Consider the following 20,721-nt stretch of genomic DNA (forward strand, 5'->3'; position numbering starts at 1 on the left):
AGGTCTATGATCTATACTTCTCAGGATCAAAATCATTTCCTTTTTCAGCCTCATAGTCCTCAATATACGGCGAGTAAGAGAGCAGAAGAGAGCCTGTTGTATTACCGGTGAGTTCAGATGTTATAAAAAGATTCTTATTAGCTATAAATACATCCTTCATAAATGCATTCCGCATATCTTTCGGCCTGATATTGTTCTCAGCTCCAAACAGGATTGAAGAGTATTTCTTTAGCAAAAGTTCAACTGATCTTACGCCAAGTCGTTTCATTTGGAGAGACAAGAATAAAGCATCATCATGGCCATAAAAAGTTATCATTTCGAGTCTTTCATCCAGATATCTTCCAAGAATCTTGCTTATATATGCTGAAAAATGGATCTTATTAGTTGTTCGCCTGGATTTAATGGTAAGACAGTTATTTTCCAGATCGACATCCTGAATGTTTAAATTGATACACTCAGATGATTTGATCCCTATTCCCAAAATAAGCGCCAGGATAGCAGTATCACGGTTTCTGAGTTTACTCTGATACTTCATCATATCATCGCTTGGCAGATCACCTTTCTCGACATATTCCAGTAGCTTAAGGTTGTCCTGCATATTTGATCCTTCAGAAGGCCTATTAGATACCATTGGCCTGTTTACCTTCAAAAGCGGATTATAATCAATGAAGCCTTCCCGGAAGTAGTAGTCAAAGAAAGAAGATAGCGCACATAGCTTTCTTTTAAGAGTCTGTTCTGAGGATAGCTTTGGCTTTCCTTTTACAGTTGCAGATCTTAAGTATTCAACATATTCTTCAATCACTTCTGATGTAATCTTATTTATGTCTGAAAGTTTCATCTTACTTATGTCATAAGATGAAGTCCCCAGGTAATCAAAGAATTCCTTCAGCTCTAAAGTATATGCATAATAGGAACTTGCCTTAATGGTTTGTTTCTTGTCATTAAAGAACCTTCTGGCAAATTCCGGCATATGCTCATCAATCATTTTGTTAGCTTTTTGAATTGTAAGTTGATCTTTAGATAATTTATCCATAGATAAATTATAGATCGCAACCTATACCACGAACAGTGAAGAGGTTAACGCAACCAATTTAGGGTGTTAAAAAGCCTAAAGTTGCGATAAATTCTTCATTTAAGGGACAATGTGTATTGCACCACACTCATAACTATTCGCAAAACACATGTTTAACGAATAGTTATATCAAAACAGATGTTGCATTTAGTCTGAGAATTCTTTAATCAGTTTAATACGGCATTTTTCTTAATGCTTTCCTTTAGCTCATAAGCACCATCATCTGGCAGGAATATATATCCCTCATTCTCATAGAATTGCTGAACCGTCTGGTACTCGTCGCTAGTTTGTGAGTATTTTTTTCCTTCATTATTGTACACATTAAGAGTCTGTACATATTGAGTGTCTTTATCTACATAGAAATATACCAGCTGACATCCTCTGCCATTTACTGCGGTCTCAGATCCATCTTGCCCTTTCAAAGTAAATGAAGTATCTGCTCCAGTTCTATAAATTATGCTGAGATTTTCAGAAGTGGTCCATGTAGTCCCTTCTGTATACAAGTAGCTAAGGCTTCCATCAGTTGACAAAAAGTACACGTAGTTAAAAGGCTCTTCTTTATCTCCAAATTCAAATCTTATCTCGCCACTGTTAGAATAAACAATGGATGAATCAATGTTTGTTGTTGAATCCCAATAATATCCGTAGGCAAAAATAATATGGAGCTTTCCATCTATATTTTTTAGAAGCATTTTCAGATTGTATTGATATGGAGGTTCTAAATTTTGGCCTATCTTGGAATATGGGAGTGTTACGCGATACTCATATTTCCCATCGCAGCCCAAATCCACATACTCTGTTTCGATACCTTCTTTGTTACAGATAAAGTCCCCCTCACCTGTTTTTTCCTCAAAAAGAGCTTCTATATCTGAAATGGAATAATCTTTTCCTGTTTCAAAATTCTTGTTAAAGGTAAGTCTTTCATCTGATATGGCAGCTGAGAAAACTGCTCTAGTATCGCCTTCTGAAAATCCTTCAAAGAGACTAAGGGTCTCTTTATCAATAAAGTATTTTCTCTGGTCAGAGCTTAAATATAAATAATTCTCTTTATCTGGATAATTATAGAAATCCTCACCAAGTTTATCTAAAGCATCGCTATCATACTCATTTATATCATTGAAGTCCTTCCCGGTAGTGTCTTTATAGTAGCGTGCAAGGGCTGATACATAATTTACTAAGAATTTACTGCTATTTGAATTATACCATTTAATATAATTTTCAATTGTTTCTGGCCTGTTTAGAACACGAAGCTTTTTATTTTCGTCAAATTCGCTATTTCCAAGGTATTCTTCTATATCGGTTACTGTAATATTCTCATCAGGATGATCAAACTTATAAGCTAAGAGATAAGTATGTAATTCAATTTCTCGTACATGGGTCTTATCCAAATAGAATTGCTCAATCTCGTCCATTGCAAAGGCTTTATTTTGACAGTAATACAAGTACGCAATACGATTTTCTTTTGACTCTTTCCTGTCTTGATAACATCTATAACAAAATACACCGCCGGCGATTATGATACTTACAATAAATAAAAAGACTATTACTTTTGCGACCTTCATAGCAACTTTCTCGGGAAAAAGCTTATCGATAAGGTCCACATATTCTTTTTCATCGTTGTTTTTGCTCATATAAATTTTCTCCATTATACGTTTTGTTCAAAAAAAATCAGCCATCATATTCTCTGATGGCTGGTGATACTTAGTAAGATAAAAATGAGCCTGCAACAGACCCCAGGACCATAGCCAGTATCAGCAAAAGAGCTATGGATGCAATGATCTTACTGTATTTCTTTAAATGCATTTATATCACTTCCTTTAACTTGTATATGTGTCGTAGATTTCAACATGGTCGTAGATGCACCTCCAGGAACTCCAGGCATCTGCTGTAACACAGATATAATGAGATCCATCGTTTGAAATCTGGTAACTTGCGCCACAACAACCTGATTGTACTACAAAACCTGTCTTGGCGCCAACAACTTCTCCATGAGTATCCTTATCTTCAATACGTCTGATAAACCAGTTTGAAATTGTTATACCCTCTGGATGCTGTTCTGTAGCGGTAGTTGTATAGGTCCTTGCCTGTAATACATCGTGGCATAAAGCGTTCTCTTCTGCCGCCTTTAAGATCATGGCCATATCAACCAAAGTACAGTAATGATCCTCATCATAGATACCAATACAATTAGTAAAATGAGCTGTGCCAGAAAGGCCAAGTTCTGATAATTTATCATTCATCATATCTACAAAGGCTTCCTGAGAACCTGCCACATACTCAGCAAGGCACATTGCTGCATCACCACCACTTGGAAGGATTGTGCCATAGAGAAGATCTCTTACTGTAACGACTTCCCCAACCTGAAAGCCTACAGCACTACAATCTTTGCTATACACAAAATCTCCTATTGCCTGAGTCATTTCAAAAGTATCATCAAGATCTGTTATATGCTCGCAGGCAACTAAAAGAGTAAGAATCTTTGTCATAGAAGCTGGATTAATCCTAACGTTTCCATCCTTGGAGGCAACGGCAGTTCCATTATCTAGATTAACTAATAAGGCATAAGTACTCAGAACATTCTCACTGCTTATATAAGAGGTGTTTTCTGATAGCTCGACATTGTAGCCTTCAAAAAACGAAGAAGCATCCTCTGATTTTGTCATAAAAGGATTCTCTTCCTCTATTTCTACATCCTGCACAACTGTATCTACAATCTCAGATTCTACAGTATCTGAAGCCTCTACAGATGCTATTTCAGCAGCTTCTACTACGCTGCTATTCTTTGTTTTATGGTGAATTATGGCTGAAGAAATAAGCACTATTCCTAATACCACTGAGGATAAAAGAAGTGCCATTCGCCTTATGATTTCTTTTTTTCTTTTCTCTTTATATTCAGAAATAGACAGCCTACTGCCGTCTCTTTTTCTATAATTAACTTTATTTCCCAAAACAAAAACCACCCAACAAAAAATGAAGTACTTTAAAATTGTAACATTTATGTAAAAGATTCATCAACCTATAATATGGACAAATTTGGAATCAAAATTTGTGCACACTGATAATTTAAATGATGATAAAGCACTAAATATTGTGGTTATGGTACTTTTGTGTGATATACTTAAATCTATGAAAAACAATAATGGAAACGAAGAAAAATATTATACAGAGCAAGATAAGATAAATATCTTAAGGATGCGTGAGGTTCTTGATACACTTCCCAAATTCTGCAGGCAGTTCTTTAGGGGAATTGAGCCTACAACATCAGCAAGGACAAGGCTTGGCTACGCCTACGATCTGAGAACTTTTTTTGAGTATCTTCATACCCAAAATCCTGCCCTTTCCAAAACTGATATTAAGGAATTTGATATAGGACTTCTTGATCAGATACAGCGTGAAGATATTGAGGAATATCTTGAATACCTCTCTCTTTATGAGAAGGAGGATAAAGAGATCACTAACGCTGAGCAGGGCAAAAAGAGAAAAATGTCAGCGCTTCGGTCCATGTACAACTATTTCTATAAGGCAGAGCTTATTCAAAAGAATACACCAGAACTTGTGAACATGCCAAAACTTCATGAACATGAGATCATTCGCCTTGAACCCAATGAAGTTGCTACCCTCCTTGATCAGGTCGAAGCTGGGGAAAAGCTTACAAAAGCTCAATTGCGGTACCATAATAAGACTAAGCTAAGAGATGTAGCTCTATTGACACTTCTACTTGGTACTGGAATCCGAGTTTCTGAATGTGTAGGAATTGATCTTGATGATATTGATTTTGATACTAACGGCCTTAGGATTCATAGAAAAGGTGGATACAATACTATAGTGTATTTTCCTGATGAAGTTCGTACAGCACTCATAGACTACATTGAACAGAGAAAGGCTGTAATACCAGAAGAAGGCAGCGAAAATGCACTCTTTCTTTCTCTTCAGAATAAGAGAATTTCAGTTCGAGCCGTAGAAAAACTTGTAAAAAAATACGCTCAGAATGTCACTACTCTAAAAAAGATAACGCCACATAAGCTCAGAAGTACCTTTGGTACAAATCTATATCAGGAATCTGGCGATATATATCTTGTTGCAGATGTTCTTGGGCACAAAGATGTTAATACTACCCGTAAGCACTATGCAGCCCAGGAGGATGCAAACAGGCGAAAAGCTGCAAGAATGGTACACTTACGTGAGGATAATTAAATACTAAAAAAATCTTGAGTAAATATACGGTTTACTCAAGATTTTTTTTTACACTGCTTTATATGTTTTCTTAAATAGATTCTTCTCAACTATAAACATGTCGTGAAGATCATCCTGACTGACGCATAGATAGTCACCCTTTTGTCCTACCATGTATCTGTCCAGATCCCAATATGAGAAAAGTTTGGTGGTCTTGGTCAGTTTCTTGGCATAAATCCTGATATCATTGGTAGATTCACAGCTCTTGGCTATGGGGAGAAGTGATATGGATTTGCCTGTATCTGCGTTCTTGATTACAGGACTATAGTCAATATTAAGCTTAAACTTCTTCCTTGATTTCTTAAAGCTATTATTGAATTTCTCAAGGGAAATAGCCTTAACATTGCCTGTCATATCTATGATAAGGATTGTATTATCCTTGATCTCGACATTATTATCTCCATCAAGAGTTCTGATGATTGCCATATTTCCTGCAGGAATACTATCAGATGCTTCTACGTAACCAAGCGTGATCGATGATCTCTCATACTTGCTCATATGAGACACGTCGAGAGTTGCATTGCTAGCGTAGATAATCTCAGCATTTTCAAAATAGTCAGCCATTCTCTCTCTTATTATATTTGATATAGAGTGTTTAGCTGAATCATCATCAATCTCGATATAATCTGGATATTGCTTGATAATAAGTTCGTTCTTAAGAATTCCTCCGGCTTTTTCAGTATGTCCGCCTCCAGATCCTATCTTCTGAGCAAGGAAAGTTGCAAGCTCATCAGCCTTTGTTTCGTTGGAACAGCTTCTTATTGAAAACTTAACACCAAAAGACAAAATACTATAAACAAGGCATACATCTATATTATCTACAGCAACAATGAAATCTCCAATTAGCCCTAAAATATTAGGATCGCAAGGATCTGAGCGCAAAATAGCATATCTGTTTTCGGCATGGTATTCAAGGCCAAGCATTGCAACTCCGGCTATCTTCGCTTCTCTTAAAGTGAGGTTCATGTTCTTTAATTTCTGAATGAGGTTCTTGTCATAGTCAAGAGATTCAACCATATCTCTATCAAGAGGGTGTGACATCTCGGAAAATGCGTTGGTATCAGAATATAGACCATAATAAAGAGCTGTCGCAATATTCTTGTCTACAATGTCTTCGTCATTTTCAATCTTAAGTAGATTCCATATTACTGAGCAGCAGCTTCCAAGGTTACTCCTCACTTCGTTGAGTTTGGGAAGGTTGACGTAGACTTGGTGATGGTCGATTATGGCGACCTCTTTAGCAGGGAATTTTCTTACATTACCCTCTCCGTATTGGCAATCAGTTAATAGGAGTAAATCTGGCTTGTTCTTCAGGGTTGTCACAAATTCGATAGGAATCTTAAGCTCTTTGATAAGATATACAAGGTTACTCTTACTGATCTTAAAATTACCAGAATAGATAAATCGAACCTTTTTATTATGTGCCAGAAAATATCTGTATAACACGTATCCTGAACAGATAGCATCTGCATCAGGATTATCGTGACACTGGATAACTATGGACTTGAAGTTTAGTAATGCTGAAAGCTTCATAAAAAAAGTCTCCTTAACCATATTATTATATATCAGGAAGGAGACTTTTATAAACAGAAAATCTAATAATTTGAAATAAATGAAATATTTTAGTAACTAAATCTGGGAAAATAAGAGCATTGAAGCAGATAAATTGCTGATAAAAATATTCATTCCTTATTTATATTCAGTTTCATAGTAGGGCAAAATAATACATTCTCCTGCGTTTACAACTGAATCTGTAGAGAGTTTGTTTATACTACAGATTTCTCCTACATAAGAGCCCAAATCTTCATAATGATCAGGATTGAAATGCTCTGAAGCTATACTCCATAAAGAATCTCCGGCATGAATAGTCACAGCTGTATAATATTTGAATTCTGGGGCGTAATCATCTGACTGCGCATCTGTAGAAATTGAATTATTTAAAAATATTACAGAGAATAAAATGATTGCTACTAATAGTAAAAGCATAATGATCTGCTTCCTAAAAATGCGCTGCCTGCGTATCTTATTGGCTCTAATTCGAACTTCGCTCTTACTAAAATATCTGGGATCATTGTAAAGACTTGCTGCTGCATACATTGCACTACTCATCTCATCACCTCTCTAATAAAAAACGAACATTTGTTGCGAACGGTTGTTCTGATATAATAATATAAAACAAACATTTGTTTGTCAACAAAAATCGAACATATTTTCCGAACAAATATTTGCTTTTTGCAAATGCGAATGTTATACTAATTAAGAGATGTCGTGAGTTTCAACCGATTTAATAAATTTTAGGAGGGTGCCAATGGAGAAAGGTAATATTTCTAAGAAACAACAGGAGATTCTTGATTATATCAAGGAGCAGACTCTGCAGAGAGGATTCCCTCCAGCTGTAAGAGATATATGCAAGGCTGTTAATCTTAAGTCTACATCTTCTGTACATTCTCATCTTGAGACCCTTGAGAAGAATGGATATATCAGACGAGATCCTACTAAACCCCGCGCTATTGAGATATGTGATGATGGCTTTAATATGGTTAGATCTGAAATTGTTAGTATTCCCGTTATTGGGCAGGTAGCAGCTGGACAGCCTATTCTTGCTGAGGAGAATATTGATTCATATATTCCTATTCCGGCAAGCATGTGTCCTAAGGGAGCCAATGCTTTCATCCTTAAGGTCAAGGGTGAATCAATGATCAATGCTGGAATCTTTGATGGGGACCAGATTTTTGTTGAGCAGTGTAATACTGCCAAGAATGGTGAACAGGTCGTAGCTCTTATTGACGATTCTGCTACTGTTAAGACATTTTACAAAGAAAAGGGACATATCAGACTTCAACCTGAAAATGACACTATGGATCCCATTATAGTAGATGATTGCCAGATACTTGGTAAAGTCTTTGGTGTTATGAGATTTTATTGATTCTTATTATATGATTTTGTTTAGTCGCATAAACATATTTTACAAAATGCCGGGCTTTTCGAAGCTCGGTTTTTGTTTAATGACTATATCATAGACAACCCAGCCCCAAGGTGCCTGTTTGGAAATGTGCAGTTCTCGGACGAGGATGATGATTTTCAAGATGAATAAATGAAGGGAGCTCGACTGATACGAACAACGCTGAGAGGAGAGCTCTCTTCATTTATGAATCTTAGAAAATCACACCGTAGACGAAAACAAGCATTTCCGAATGGACACCTTGGGGCTGAGCGTAATATATTTATTTATCTAAATCTTCCTTGTCGATGACTTTTCCATCTCTCCAGATTCTCTCAAGATCGTAGAATAATCTGTTCTCATTGTCAAAAACGTGAACAATAATATCGCCAAAATCAAGTAAGATCCAATTTCCAGATTCATAACCTTCAACATTTTTGGTCATATGTCCGGCTCTTCCAAGTACTTCCTGTACATTGTCGGCCATAGCTTGAACCTGATTTATATTAGTACCGCCAGCAATTATGAAGTAGTCTGCAAGAGTTGAAATCTCGCTGATATCAAGAACCTTAACATCTTCTCCCTTTCTATCTTCAAGGGCGTCTACAGCCATGCTGGCCATTTTCTTTGAAACACTTAAATCTGCCATTAAATACCTCGCTTTAAAACAATCTTATTTGTAGTACTTTTTGTAATACTGATATGCATTATTTGTAGCTTCATCTACTTCCTTGCCTATTGTATCCAAATAGATCACAGAATCATGAAGTATATGAGCAAGACATCTGTCTATATCTGTAAATGCCTCTTTTCTGATAATATCCATCCCCTCTAGAGGCTTTCTATTGGGTTCTATAAAATCAGCGATGTAAACAATTTTCTCCAAAAGAGACATATCTTCTCTTCCAGTTGTATGCCATCTTATTGCATTCAGTATTTCTGTATCATACACGTCATATTTAGTTCTTGCAAGATACATTCCAACCTTAGCATGCAAAAGAGAATGATTTCTTTTCTCTACATCTGATATTTCAATGTTGTTCTTTTCGCATATTTTTATCTGCTCGTCATGACTCATGCATTTTGCACAGTCATGAAGCATACCAGCTATAAGAGCTTTCTCAGCATCAGCCCCATGGGCAAAAGCCAAAGCCGCTGCGGTATAAGCTACTCCAAGGGTATGATCAAATCTATCTGGCTTAAGACTTTCCTGTAACTCTTTTCTTAATTTCTGTGAAATCTCAAGTGTTCTCATTTATATAACCCCTTTATACATATGTATTCAATGCATTTATCAGGTAGCATGTATCTTACAGATTTTCCACTCTTTATACGTTCTCTGATATCCGTAGCGGAAATATCAATACGATTAAAGGTCAAAAGTCTGATGTCTGCATTATATAAATCTTTAAGCTCACTTCTCTTTTTATCAAGGGCAGCTGTGTCATCCTCACGTCTGGTGGCTGCAAGGATAATACATGAGCCAAGTAGCTCTGGTGCCTTGTACCAGCTGTCAATACCAAGTACAGAATCAGCGCCAAGAATAAGATAAAGCTCATCTCCGGGATACATGTTTTTTAAGTCATTAATTGTATCTACGGTGTAGGAGCCGCCTTCTTTATCGATTTCAAGTCTGGAGCATGTAAAATAAGGGTTATCTTCTATGGCCATCTTGACCATTTGATAACGCTCTTCTGTTCCAGATACCTCTTTTCTGTTAGGCATATGAGCCAGATAATTGGGAATATAGATAACTCTGTCAAGCCCAAACTGTTCTCTGGCAGCTTCGCCTAATAGCAAATGTGCATTGTGAATAGGGTCAAATGTTCCTCCAAGTATACCAATCTTTCTGCATTCCATAGCCAGGCCTCCTTTTGGTATAAATAGGTGACAGTTTCATTTAAGCCTTCTTGTTAGCTTTAGGTAAAACAATCTTAGGATCATCCTTGAAAGGCTTGTAAAGCACAAATCTTCTACCAATAACCTGAACAAGTTCTGATCTTGTACGCTCAGATACTGTTCTGGCTACCTCATTGACATCCTCTAAGCAGTTCTTTAAAACTGTTATCTTAACAAGCTCATGAGTGTTAAAGGTTTCTGTTATAGCCTCTGTAACTTCTGGGCTTACACTTGATTTACCAATCTGAAAAACTGGCTCAAGATCAGATGCAAGGCTTTTTAAATATGCTCTTTGTTTACTAGTTAATGTCATTCTTCTTCATCCTCTTCAAAATCTCCAGGTGCTGTATCAGCATTTCTGTAATACTCAAAGCTAAAGCCGTACATGCGCACGGTATCGCCTTCCTGGATATGTAATTTCTCAAGTTCATCCAAAATGCCGTTGTCAGCCATGAACTTCTGGAAGAAAGCAAAGCCCTTCTCAGATTCAAGGTTGGTATAGCCAAGCATTTTCTCAATCTTAGGGCCTTCTACAACGTATTCCTTCTCTTCTGGATCATACTCTACTGTAAATGCATCATCTGCTGTTCTAGCCATTGTCTCAGGGAAGAATTCCTGATCAAATACAACAGGCTTTTCGTTAATATCAGATAATACCTTACTAATATAGTATAACAGTTCCTGAATCCCTTGACCAGTAAGTGTGGAAGTAGCAAATACCTTAACTCCAAGAGGTTCATATTTGTCACGGATTTTCTGTATGATCTCGGCCTGTTCTCCCTCAGGAAGCATATCAATCTTATTGGCTGCAATAACCTGTGGCTTTTGAGTGATATCAGCGTTGTAATTTTTAAGCTCGTTATTGATGGCTTCGATATCCTCTAAAGGATCACGGCCCTCTGTTGAAGCTGCATCTACCACGTGGATCATTACTCTTGTTCTCTCTATGTGACGCAGAAACTCATGACCAAGACCAAGGCCTTCAGAAGCACCTTCTATAAGACCAGGAATATCAGCAACTACAAAGCCTCTTGCATCCTTAAGATCAACAACTCCAAGCATTGGAGAAAGAGTTGTGAAATGATAATTGGCAATCTTTGGCTTAGCATTTGAAACCTTGGACAGGAAAGTAGATTTTCCAACATTAGGAAAGCCTACAAGACCTACATCAGCAATGACCTTAAGCTCAAGTAAAACTTCAAGTTCAAGGGCAGGCTGACCAGGCTGAGCATACTTAGGAGCCTGCATTGTAGAGGTTGCGTAATGCATGTTTCCATTTCCGCCTCTGCCACCCTTTAAGATGACCATTTCTTTGTTATCACCACTCATATCGGCAATAACCTGGCCGCTATTAGCTTCTTTTATTACAGTTCCCTCTGGAACCTTAATGACAAGATCCTGGCCATTTTTGCCATGGCAACGTCTCTTATTACCATCCTGACCATTCTCTGCCTTATATTTTCCACCATAATGAAAATCGGCAAGAGTGTTGATACCCTCATCGACTTTAAATATAATATCGCCGCCTTTACCGCCGTCTCCGCCGTCTGGGCCGCCGTTATTTACGAATTTTTCTCTTCTAAAGGAAATATGGCCATCGCCACCTTTCCCGCTAGATATAAATATCTTTGCTTTATCTACAAATACAGGCATATTACTCCTTTTTATATAGAAACACAAAAGTTTGAAAAAGGGCTTCAAACAAACATGTTTGAAGCCCGATTAAACAAAAATAATTACTTATTCTCTACAGGATGAACGCTAGCCTGCTTTTTATCTCTGCCCTTGCGCTCAAATCTAAGAACACCATCAACAAGTGCATATAATGTATCATCGCTACCGATGCCTACATTTACACCAGGATGAATGTGTGTTCCACGCTGTCTGTATAAAATATTACCGGCCTTTACGAATTGTCCGTCAGCTCTTTTTGCTCCAAGTCTCTTGGATTCTGAATCTCTACCGTTCTTAGTAGATCCAACACCCTTCTTATGAGCAAAAAATTGAAGGTTCATATTCATCATGACTTATTCCCTCCTAAATTTAATGTTCAAAAATTTCTTACCATACTGTCTGAATATGCTGTCTACACCTAACTCGAAAGATTTAAGAAGAAGATCTGCATCATGAGAAGGCTCATTCTCAAATCTAATCCTGATAAGACCCTGGTCTTCGTCTTGATCAACTATGATCTTGTCTTCCGTCAAAGAATCGATGGAATTAACAAGATTGATCGTAAGAACAGATACTGCAGCACAAACAATATCTTCGCCATACTCTGCGTAACCTGCGTGTCCATTGCATTCAATGCTCTTAAATGTATCATCAGATTTTTTTGTAATAGTTATAGTAGTCATGCTATTTAGACGTTTTCAATAATTACAGTGTGATCTTGTCAATCTTAACAAGTGTGAAAGGCTGTCTGTGACCATTCTTCTTGTGATAGCCAGTCTTTCTCTTGTACTTGTAAACAACAACCTTCTTAGCACGGCCCTGCTCAACAACTGTTGCGCTAACCTTAGCTGAGCTAACATCGCCAGCTACCTTAAGTGCCTTTCCGTCGTTTACTGCGATAACATTATCAAATGTTACTTCTTTTCCAGACTCGACATCAAGCTTCTCTACTCTGATCTCGTCGCCCTCGGAAACTTTGTACTGCTTACCACCAGTTACAATAATTGCGTACATAAGTTACCTCCTTCTTCAAAAAACTCGCTAACTTTGGCGGAATCAAAAGATTCACTTAAGCCTAGTTAAGCGGCATACCATAATAATATAACACTGTATTTATCTATTGTCAACAGCATTTTCAACTTCTTGCAAAATTTCTTTTAATGATTTATCGTTTTTATTTCTTGTAAGCTCCATAATGCCAAGCCCCGTCACATCTACAAAGTTAGTGTGTATGGGATCTTTTCTGCATAGTTCAGTCATATGCCCTATCAAGATTTCATAATTCTTTTCATCTTTCATGTTTATGAAATCTATAAGAATCATACCTGTAAGATTACGTAGTCTTACCTGTCGCATGATCTCATCTGCAGCCTCAAGATTTACAGCCATAGATATGTCTTTTTTGCCCTTTATGGCCTTTCCGGTGTTTACATCTATTGCATTAAAGCTCTCAAGCTGCTCAATTATTAGAAATGCTCCGCTTTTAAGCCAGATCTTATTTTGGCGAAGGCTGTCTATCTTAGAATTGATACCATGTATACCAGTATCTTCTATGACTTCAAAGTCAGTTATACCTCTGTTTCTAAGAAATGCCCTGGCTTTATCAAGACTTGAATTTTCAGGAGAATACAGAAGGCTGTAGATAGTTCTTTTCCTGCCCTCTGTAAGTATTAAGCTTATGCGCATGAGACATTCTGCAATATCTTCTGTTATGGCGGATATGTAGCTTTCCTCCGGAATATCTACAGCATTTGTTCTTACAATAAGTCCTGCGCTAAAAGATAAATTCTTTTCCCTTTGGAATCTTTCAAGCGTAGATTCAAAAACAGGCTTGGTTATATCTATGAGGGCCTTTCTCTTAGCATCATTTAGCTTTAAAGAAGCACCTACACCGCTTCTTCCGAGGGTTATAACAGAGTATTTACCAGATATAGACATTGAGGTTGTGAGCTTGGACTTTTTGCTCTTAATGGCCTCAGATTCAATCTGGACTATAACTTCGTCTCCGCTTTTTAAGGCGGCTTTCTCTTCAATATTTCTGTTAGTTACACAAACATTTGATATATTCTGAAGGGACAAATAGCCGATACTATCCTGACCATATCTTATAAAAGCAGCGTTCAGGTTTTTGACTATATGATCGACCTTGCCAAGATATACTTCGTGTACCTGGCTTTTTCTGTCAAAAGAAAGAAATTCCATTTTTCCATCAATAAAGCCTGTTATAACAGGTGCATTATGATATTTTGAAAGAATTATCTGTCCGTCAGACATTTAAATAAAACCTCTTACTAGTATCGTCAGTTATAAATGGCTCAATATAGCTCTTTTCTCCATCTTCGCACAGTTTATAGATATCAGCTCTGTGAAGGTCAAGAGCACTGTTGTCAAGTTCAAGCCCCTTTGATTTCATAAAACCACCAAATAAAAGTGCTGGCTTTAAAGTGGCAAGGCTGCTCATACTTAGGAGCATTGTTACAGACTCATGCTCTTCATCAAAGGAATAATCAAAGATCATGGGCTTCATATCTATTTCTTTTTCACCACTTTTAGTTTTCTTAATGGCTGGGAGCTTATCTTGTGACAAATAAGCTTTAAAGTCAGCAATCCAGTCAAAATCAGGCTTTAGACTTTCTCTAAACTTAATTATATATTTGGCTGCATATGCTGCGGTCATGGCTTTTTCAGAGGAATCTGAAAGCTCCTCTACAGCAAGTATTGAAATTCCCTCATTCATGACAGCATTTAATCTGTTCATAATATCTTCGCAGCTAGCCATGGTATTTACGGTCATATCCATATATTCGCCATCGCTTGTAGCGCCAACGCTAAGAGGCTGGGCAAAAGAGATAACCTGGTGAGGGCTAAAACCTTCTGAATATTTAATATCAATTTCAGCCCTTCTTATGGCCTTTTGGAAATAACGCATAACATCCAGATGGCCTATGAACTTGATTGGACCGTTTTTAGAAAATTTAAGTCTAAGTTTATGCATTATTTCTATCCTCCATACATACTCCAACCTTATAGGAGGTAGCTCCACATCCAAGGCAGCTTTGTCTACAGTTGGTAGATGGCTTGCCTTCAAGGGCGTTTTTCCACTCTCTTAAAAGAAATGCCTTCGTAACTCCGCAGTTTAAGATATCCCAAGGGAATATCTCATCCTCTGCACGCTCCCTTGTTGTATAAAAGAAAGGATCGATTCCGCATTCTTTAAAGATATCCATCCAGACATCAAACTTGAAATATTCTCCCCAGGCATCGTAAATACAGCCTCTCTGATAGGCTTTTAAAATTACCTCGTTAAGCTTTCTGTCGCCTCTGGCAAGGATACCCTCCATCATACTAGCATCTGCCTCATGCCAGTTGTACTTGATATGCTTCTGATTAAGCTGAGACATAATGCCTTTTCTTGTCTTATTTGCTTTTTCAAGGAACTCTTCCTTGGTGTTCATTGGAGCCCACTGGAAAGGAGTAAAGGGCTTTGGAACAAAGAAAGAGGTGGAGGCAACGATGTCTATAGTTCTGCCGTTTCTCTTTTCCTTGGGAACAGTCTCAAAATATTCAACAGCAACTTTATTGGCAATATCGCCAATTCCTAGAATATCCTCGTCAGTCTCTGTAGGAAGTCCCAGCATGAAGTAAAGCTTAACCTTATTCCAGCCGCCAAGAAAAGCCTCGTGGGAGCCTCTAAGAATATCTTCCTCAGTAAGGCCCTTATTTATAACATTACGCATTCGCTGAGTTCCTGCTTCTGGAGCAAAGGTGAGGGAGCTCTTTTTAACATCCTGCACCTTACTCATTACATCAAGTGAAAATGCATCAATTCTAAGAGAAGGCAGAGAAATATTGACCTTTTTGTCATTACATTCTTCTATAAGGAAATCCAAAAGCTCAGGAAGCTTGCTGTAGTCAGAAGAACTTAAGGAGCTCAGTGAAATTTCTTCATAACCTGTGTTCTTCAGGGATTCAATTGCTAGTTTCTTAAGGTGATCGACGTCCTTTTCTCTAAGAGGCTTATAGAGCTGGCCAGCCTGACAAAATCTGCAGCCTCTAATGCAACCTCTCATAACTTCCAGAACAACTCTGTCCTGTGTGATCTTAATGTAAGGCACAACAGGCTTTGTTGGGTAGAATTCATGTGAGAGGTCTCTGCACATTTCTTTATAAATAGTTTTAGGAACATCTTCATAGATTGGGTCCATGGAAAGGATTGTTCCATCTTCCTTGTATTTGACGTCATAAAGAGAAGGCACATACATTCCAGGAATATGGGATACCTCTCTTAGGAATTCTTGTCTGGAATAGCCTTCTTTTTTGGCTTTTTTATAAAGCTCGAAAATCTCTCTATATCTTGTCTCGCCTTCTCCAATGTAGAAAAAGTCAAAGAAATCAGTGATGGGCTCTGGATTATAGGTGCATGGACCGCCGCCGACAACAATTGGATCATCCCAGGTTCTGTCCTTGGAAAGAAGCGGAATCTTTGATAGATCAAGCACCTGCAAAATGTTGGTGTAACACATCTCATACTGAATTGTGAAGCCAAGGAAATCAAAGTCCCTTACAGGGTCCTGAGATTCAAGCGCAAAAAGAGGAATGTCTTTTTCCCTGAGGAGTTTGTCCATATCGGTCCAAGGGGAATAAACCCTCTCGCACCAGACATCATCAAAAGAATTAAACATTCCATAAAGAATCTGGATTCCAAGATGAGACATTCCAATCTCATATACATCAGGAAAACACATGGCAAATCGGATATCAACCTTGGATTTATCCTTTACTACACTGTTGACCTCATTGCCAATGTATCTTTCTGGCTTCTCGATGCTAAGAAGTATCTCATCTGAAAGTGCTAAATTATAATTCATATTTTTCCCTTATCGTCTAGATAGTTCGTCTGTTACATCCTCCCAGCTGACATTTTTCTCAGCCATGAGGACCATCATATGATACAGGAAATCAGACATTTCGTAAACTATTTCGTTTGAACCCTCATTTTTAGCGGCAATTACCATTTCTGTGGCCTCTTCCCCTACCTTTTTAAGGATTTTATCAAGCCCTTTATCAAAAAGATAATTGGTATAGGAGCCTTCTCTTGGATTTGCCTTTCTGTCTTTTATCACTTCAAATACACTATCAAGTACCTTCTGAGGGTTCTTTTCGCTATAATCCTTTTTAGCGATTTCGTTAAAGAAGCATGAGTAGCTGCCAGTGTGGCAGGCTGCTCCAACCTGTTTTACCTTGGCAAGGATTGTATCAAGATCGCAATCAGCTGTAAGCGACATAACAAATTGATAGTGGCCACTTGTCTCACCCTTTATCCAAAGCTCATTTCTGCTGCGGCTAAAATATGTCATTTTTCCTGTACTTAGAGTTTTATTATAAGCCTCTTTGTCCATATATGCCAACATAAGAACCTGATCTGTGCGGTAGTCCTGTACAATGACAGGTACCATTCCATCAGAGTTTTTCTTAAGATTTTCCCAGGAAAATTTTGGAATAAATCTGAACATATTAAGGCCTTCTTTAAGACAGGCAGCTTTTATGCTTGAAACGTCTTTAGAATTGTCGTTTATTATATTTCCTGAAATTCCAAAGATTATATCATTTTCTTTAAAAATATCCAGAGGAGAAACTTCATGGTTATCTTTTAAAACAATTACAGGAAGGACAATCTCATCACTGATAGTTGTATCTGCCTTTCCAGGTGATATATATATAAGCTCGTTAGAAAACTCTTTTACAGCACTTTTGTTATCTATGATCTGAGCTTCATCCTTGTAGCAGATAACTATTTTATCTTTGCCGAATTTATCAGATACTTCCTTGAGAATATCTATATTTCCGGCTTTGGAAAAATTAAGACAAGCCTTTTTACAGCCTGCGTAGAGGAGCTTTTTTATGTCCTCCATACGTTTTACATTTCCAGCACCTATGACTGGAACATCACTGTTTTTGCAGATCTCTTTTATAATATCGAGAGCTTTTTCGTGGGCTTTGTCATCACCTGAAGGAGACTTGTCAAAAACAATTATCCCATCTACGTTGTCATTGGAATATCTAATTGCAAGTTCAACAGGAGACTCGGCAAGATAGTCCGAACTTATGAGGGATTTTGTGGCCTTTTCATTTTCCAGATAAATTGATGCATAAATTTTCTTAAACTCTGACATTAAAGCGCTCCTTTTGTGCTGAGTACATTTTCTATTCTTGGGTCTATAGTAGTGGCTTCATCCAGAGCCTTGGCAAAGGCCTTAAATAAAGCTTCAATTTTGTGATGATCATTTTGTCCAGTTATGATGCGCAGGTGGAGATTCATGCCAGCGCTATAGGATATGGCGTAAAAGAATTCCCTGACCATCTGAGTATCAAAATCTCCCACCATAGGCGCTGTAAATTCGCCATCCATCACAAAATAAGGTCTTCCGGAAAGGTCTATGGCGCACATTACAAGAGTTTCATCCATTGGAAGGATCATACTTCCGTATCTCTTTATACCTTTTTTATCACCAATAGCCTTTGCAATAGCCTGGCCAAGTACTATTCCTGTATCTTCCACTGTGTGATGGCAATCCACATTTAAATCTCCATGGGCTTTTACTGTAAGATCAAAAAAGCCATGTCTTGCAAATCCATCCAGCATATGATCAAAGAAACCATTGCCAGTTTCAATATTGCTGTTACCTTTTCCATCAATATTAAGAGAAATGGAAATATCAGTCTCTTTTGTCTTTCTTGCAATTGTCGCTTCTCGGTTTTCCATAGATTGTGTCTCCTTAAATTAATTTCACAAAATATTGTTAAATTAATTTATTAAAATTAAATAACTTGCAGTTTATGTTCTATTTAGAAAGTTAACTTGCAATATTTAAGGCTATTTAACAGTTTATCATTTAGCTAAATTCGTATTAACCAACTCGGTCAACAAATTTATTGTTGACTATTTGGGTTAATGAATGTTGTAAATCATTCAAATCTTACAGCTATAGAATTGGCGTGAGCTGTAAGTCCTTCTTCCTTGGCAAAGAGCTCTATATCCTGGTGTACTTTTGAAAGGGCCTGCCTTGAGTAGGATATAATGCTGCTCTTTTTGAGGAAATCATCTACGTTAAGTGGTGAAAAGAATCTAGAGGTTCTATTTGTTGGAAGGATGTGATTTGGGCCTGCATAATAGTCTCCTAGAGGCTCAGATGAATATTCTCCCAGGAAAATAGCTCCTGCATTCTTAATCTTTGTCATATCCTCATAAGGATTTTTGGTTATTATCTCAAGGTGCTCTGAAGCTACTGCATTAGCAGCATCTATGGCATCTTCTTTATTATTTGCAACAAAAATATATCCATAGTTATCAAGAGATTTTTTGATGATATCAGCCCTTAATAAAGTCTTTAAAAACTCATCTATTTCTTTTGAAACATCTTCAGCAAGCTTTTCTGAAGTTGTAACTAGAATCGCACTTGCAAGCTCGTCATGTTCAGCCTGTGATAAAAGATCTGCTGCTACATATCTTGCATTTGCTGTTTCATCTGCGAGAACTAGAATCTCACTTGGTCCAGCTATAGAGTCAATGGAAACATGTCCAAAGCAGGCTTTCTTGGCTAGGGCAACGAAGATATTTCCAGGACCTGTTATCTTATCAACCTTAGGTATACTCTCTGTTCCAAAGGCCATAGCTGCTATTGCCTGCGCTCCGCCAACTTTATAAACTTCTGTTACCCCAGCAATATCAGCAGCAACAAGGGTTCCTGGATTAACAAGTCCGTCTGGTCCGGGAGGTGTGCACATTACAATTCTTTCAACTCCTGCAACCTTGGCTGGAACAACATTCATTAGAACGCTTGATGGATACGCTGCCTTTCCACCTGGTACATATACACCTGAAATCTCGATTGGAATAATTCTCATTCCAAGAATACTTCCATCTTCTCTGGTTTCAATCCAGGAATTTCTCTTTTGCTTCTCGTGAAAAACTCTTATATTCTCAGCGCTTTTCTTCATTACTTCTATAAGGTCTGGATTTAGCTTTTTGTATGCGTCCTTTATTTCTTGTGAAGTTACTTTAACAGAATCCTTATCAAGCTGGCATTTGTCAAATTTGGAAGTATACTCAAAAAGAGCTTTATCTCCATTATTTCTGACATTTTCTATTATATCATTAACAATATTCTCATATTCCGAAAAACTTCCTGGATTTCTATTTAAAAGATTTCCGAGAAGTTCTTTTTTTGTCTCCTCTGTAAGTTTTAAAGTTCTCATGTATCTAACTTCTCCTTCATATCATTTATTAGTTTCCTGATTCTTTCTGTTTCCATCTGCATACTGACCTGATTAACAATCATTCTTGCAGATAATGGGCAGATTTCCTCAAGAACTTCCAGGCCATTTTCACGAAGTGTGGAGCCTGTCTCAACAATATCTACGATAACATCAGAAAGATTAACTATTGGACCTAGTTCAACTGATCCGTTTAATTTGATGATATCTACTGTCTGATGCTTTTTATTAAAGAAATAATCCTTGGCAATATTAGGATATTTGCTGGCTACTCGTATCATCTCTCTATGGGCTAAAAGCTCTTTTGCTTCATGAGGGCCACAGACGCACATTCTGCATTTTCCAAAGCCAAGATCTAAAACTTCATATACTCTTCTGTTTTCTTCAAGAATTGTATCTGCTCCTACAATGCCGATATCTGCTGCGCCGTATTCTACATAAGTTGGAACATCTGGCCCCTTAGCAAGGAAAAACTTAAGCTTTAGCTCCTCATTTGTAAAAATAAGCTTTCTTGTCTTTTTGTCTAATATTTCATCACAGGTAATCCCGCATTTATTCAAAAGCTCCATTGTGGAGTCCACTAGTCTTCCCTTGCCAAGGGCAAAAGTCAAATATCTCATAATCCTAT

At 37.5% G+C, this 20,721-nt stretch carries 22 protein-coding genes; 2 read left to right on the plus strand and 20 right to left on the minus strand.

All coding sequences use genetic code 11. The annotated features are described in order from the left end of the window. Positions 1 to 4: 4 nt before the first annotated feature. The 3 genes from G631_RS0100645 to G631_RS0100655 form a co-directional block, all read right to left on the minus strand. A complete protein-coding gene (locus G631_RS0100645) occupies positions 5 to 985 on the minus strand; it encodes a tyrosine-type recombinase/integrase (RefSeq protein ID WP_026487773.1) in 981 nt (326 codons plus the stop codon). A gap of 254 nt (positions 986 to 1,239) precedes the next feature. After that, positions 1,240 to 2,703, minus strand: coding sequence for a hypothetical protein (locus G631_RS0100650; protein WP_026487774.1), 1,464 nt, complete (start codon positions 2,701 to 2,703; stop codon positions 1,240 to 1,242). Positions 2,704 to 2,889: 186 nt separating this feature from the next. Further along, positions 2,890 to 4,020: a D-alanyl-D-alanine carboxypeptidase family protein gene (locus G631_RS0100655; RefSeq protein WP_026487775.1), complete on the minus strand. Its 1,131-nt coding sequence runs from the start codon at positions 4,018 to 4,020 to the stop codon at positions 2,890 to 2,892. A gap of 178 nt (positions 4,021 to 4,198) precedes the next feature. Here G631_RS0100655 and G631_RS0100660 point away from each other — a divergent pair, with 178 nt between their 5' ends. Then, on the plus strand, positions 4,199 to 5,266 hold the full coding sequence (locus G631_RS0100660) for a tyrosine-type recombinase/integrase (RefSeq protein ID WP_026487776.1): 1,068 nt from the start codon (positions 4,199 to 4,201) through the stop codon (positions 5,264 to 5,266). A 48-nt stretch (positions 5,267 to 5,314) separates the two neighbouring features. Here the strand turns inward: G631_RS0100660 and G631_RS0100665 are convergent, their stop codons facing one another. Together G631_RS0100665 and G631_RS0100670 are read right to left on the minus strand one after the other, a co-directional pair. Further along, a complete protein-coding gene (locus tag G631_RS0100665) occupies positions 5,315 to 6,838 on the minus strand; it encodes a DHH family phosphoesterase (protein ID WP_026487777.1) in 1,524 nt (507 codons plus the stop codon). A 156-nt stretch (positions 6,839 to 6,994) separates the two neighbouring features. Next, positions 6,995 to 7,414 carry a LysM peptidoglycan-binding domain-containing protein gene (locus G631_RS0100670; RefSeq protein ID WP_051196688.1) on the minus strand — a complete coding sequence of 140 codons (420 nt, stop codon included), beginning with the start codon at positions 7,412 to 7,414 and terminating at the stop codon, positions 6,995 to 6,997. 199 nt (positions 7,415 to 7,613) lie between these two features. Here G631_RS0100670 and lexA point away from each other — a divergent pair, with 199 nt between their 5' ends. Next, positions 7,614 to 8,231, plus strand: a complete 618-nt coding sequence (gene lexA / locus G631_RS0100675) for a transcriptional repressor LexA (RefSeq protein ID WP_026487779.1) — start codon at positions 7,614 to 7,616, stop codon at positions 8,229 to 8,231. Positions 8,232 to 8,529: 298 nt separating this feature from the next. Here the strand turns inward: lexA and rsfS are convergent, their stop codons facing one another. The 15 genes from rsfS to hisG form a co-directional block, all read right to left on the minus strand. Beyond that, positions 8,530 to 8,895: a ribosome silencing factor gene (rsfS, locus tag G631_RS0100680; protein ID WP_026487780.1), complete on the minus strand. Its 366-nt coding sequence runs from the start codon at positions 8,893 to 8,895 to the stop codon at positions 8,530 to 8,532. A 24-nt stretch (positions 8,896 to 8,919) separates the two neighbouring features. Continuing rightward, complete coding sequence (yqeK, locus tag G631_RS0100685; RefSeq protein WP_026487781.1) at positions 8,920 to 9,501, minus strand: bis(5'-nucleosyl)-tetraphosphatase (symmetrical) YqeK; 582 nt, start codon at positions 9,499 to 9,501, stop codon at positions 8,920 to 8,922. Beyond that, a complete protein-coding gene (gene nadD / locus G631_RS0100690) occupies positions 9,498 to 10,106 on the minus strand; it encodes a nicotinate-nucleotide adenylyltransferase (protein WP_026487782.1) in 609 nt (202 codons plus the stop codon). Before nadD ends, yqeK begins: the two co-directional genes overlap by 4 nt. Before the next feature lie 40 nt (positions 10,107 to 10,146). Continuing rightward, entirely contained in the window at positions 10,147 to 10,458 is a 312-nt protein-coding gene (gene yhbY / locus G631_RS0100695) for a ribosome assembly RNA-binding protein YhbY (RefSeq protein ID WP_026487783.1), read from the minus strand. After that, a complete protein-coding gene (gene obgE, locus G631_RS0100700; protein ID WP_026487784.1) occupies positions 10,455 to 11,798 on the minus strand; it encodes a GTPase ObgE in 1,344 nt (447 codons plus the stop codon). Before obgE ends, yhbY begins: the two co-directional genes overlap by 4 nt. 83 nt (positions 11,799 to 11,881) lie before the next feature. Then, complete coding sequence (rpmA, locus tag G631_RS0100705; RefSeq protein WP_022774002.1) at positions 11,882 to 12,169, minus strand: 50S ribosomal protein L27; 288 nt, start codon at positions 12,167 to 12,169, stop codon at positions 11,882 to 11,884. Positions 12,170 to 12,172: 3 nt separating this feature from the next. After that, on the minus strand, positions 12,173 to 12,502 hold the full coding sequence (locus G631_RS0100710) for a ribosomal-processing cysteine protease Prp (RefSeq protein ID WP_026487785.1): 330 nt from the start codon (positions 12,500 to 12,502) through the stop codon (positions 12,173 to 12,175). A 22-nt stretch (positions 12,503 to 12,524) separates the two neighbouring features. Then, positions 12,525 to 12,833, minus strand: a complete 309-nt coding sequence (rplU, locus tag G631_RS0100715) for a 50S ribosomal protein L21 (RefSeq protein ID WP_026487786.1) — start codon at positions 12,831 to 12,833, stop codon at positions 12,525 to 12,527. Positions 12,834 to 12,932: 99 nt separating this feature from the next. After that, a complete protein-coding gene (locus G631_RS0100720; RefSeq protein WP_026487787.1) occupies positions 12,933 to 14,093 on the minus strand; it encodes a ribonuclease E/G in 1,161 nt (386 codons plus the stop codon). Continuing rightward, entirely contained in the window at positions 14,086 to 14,814 is a 729-nt protein-coding gene (locus G631_RS17575; protein ID WP_051196690.1) for a TIGR03936 family radical SAM-associated protein, read from the minus strand. The genes G631_RS0100720 and G631_RS17575 overlap by 8 nt, the downstream gene beginning before the upstream one ends. Beyond that, positions 14,807 to 16,687, minus strand: coding sequence for a TIGR03960 family B12-binding radical SAM protein (locus tag G631_RS0100730; protein ID WP_026487788.1), 1,881 nt, complete (start codon positions 16,685 to 16,687; stop codon positions 14,807 to 14,809). Before G631_RS0100730 ends, G631_RS17575 begins: the two co-directional genes overlap by 8 nt. A 9-nt stretch (positions 16,688 to 16,696) precedes the next feature. After that, positions 16,697 to 17,992 carry a bifunctional phosphoribosyl-AMP cyclohydrolase/phosphoribosyl-ATP diphosphatase HisIE gene (gene hisIE, locus G631_RS21480; RefSeq protein WP_026487789.1) on the minus strand — a complete coding sequence of 432 codons (1,296 nt, stop codon included), beginning with the start codon at positions 17,990 to 17,992 and terminating at the stop codon, positions 16,697 to 16,699. Continuing rightward, positions 17,992 to 18,582, minus strand: a complete 591-nt coding sequence (gene hisB, locus G631_RS0100740) for an imidazoleglycerol-phosphate dehydratase HisB (protein WP_026487790.1) — start codon at positions 18,580 to 18,582, stop codon at positions 17,992 to 17,994. Before hisB ends, hisIE begins: the two co-directional genes overlap by 1 nt. Positions 18,583 to 18,785: 203 nt before the next feature. After that, positions 18,786 to 20,075: a histidinol dehydrogenase gene (gene hisD / locus G631_RS0100745; RefSeq protein WP_026487791.1), complete on the minus strand. Its 1,290-nt coding sequence runs from the start codon at positions 20,073 to 20,075 to the stop codon at positions 18,786 to 18,788. After that, positions 20,072 to 20,713, minus strand: a complete 642-nt coding sequence (gene hisG / locus G631_RS0100750) for an ATP phosphoribosyltransferase (protein ID WP_026487792.1) — start codon at positions 20,711 to 20,713, stop codon at positions 20,072 to 20,074. The genes hisD and hisG overlap by 4 nt, the downstream gene beginning before the upstream one ends. Positions 20,714 to 20,721 lie beyond the last annotated feature (8 nt).

The sequence above is a fragment of the Butyrivibrio sp. XBB1001 genome, from assembly GCF_000424505.1.
In the GTDB taxonomy this organism is placed as follows: domain Bacteria; phylum Bacillota; class Clostridia; order Lachnospirales; family Lachnospiraceae; genus Butyrivibrio.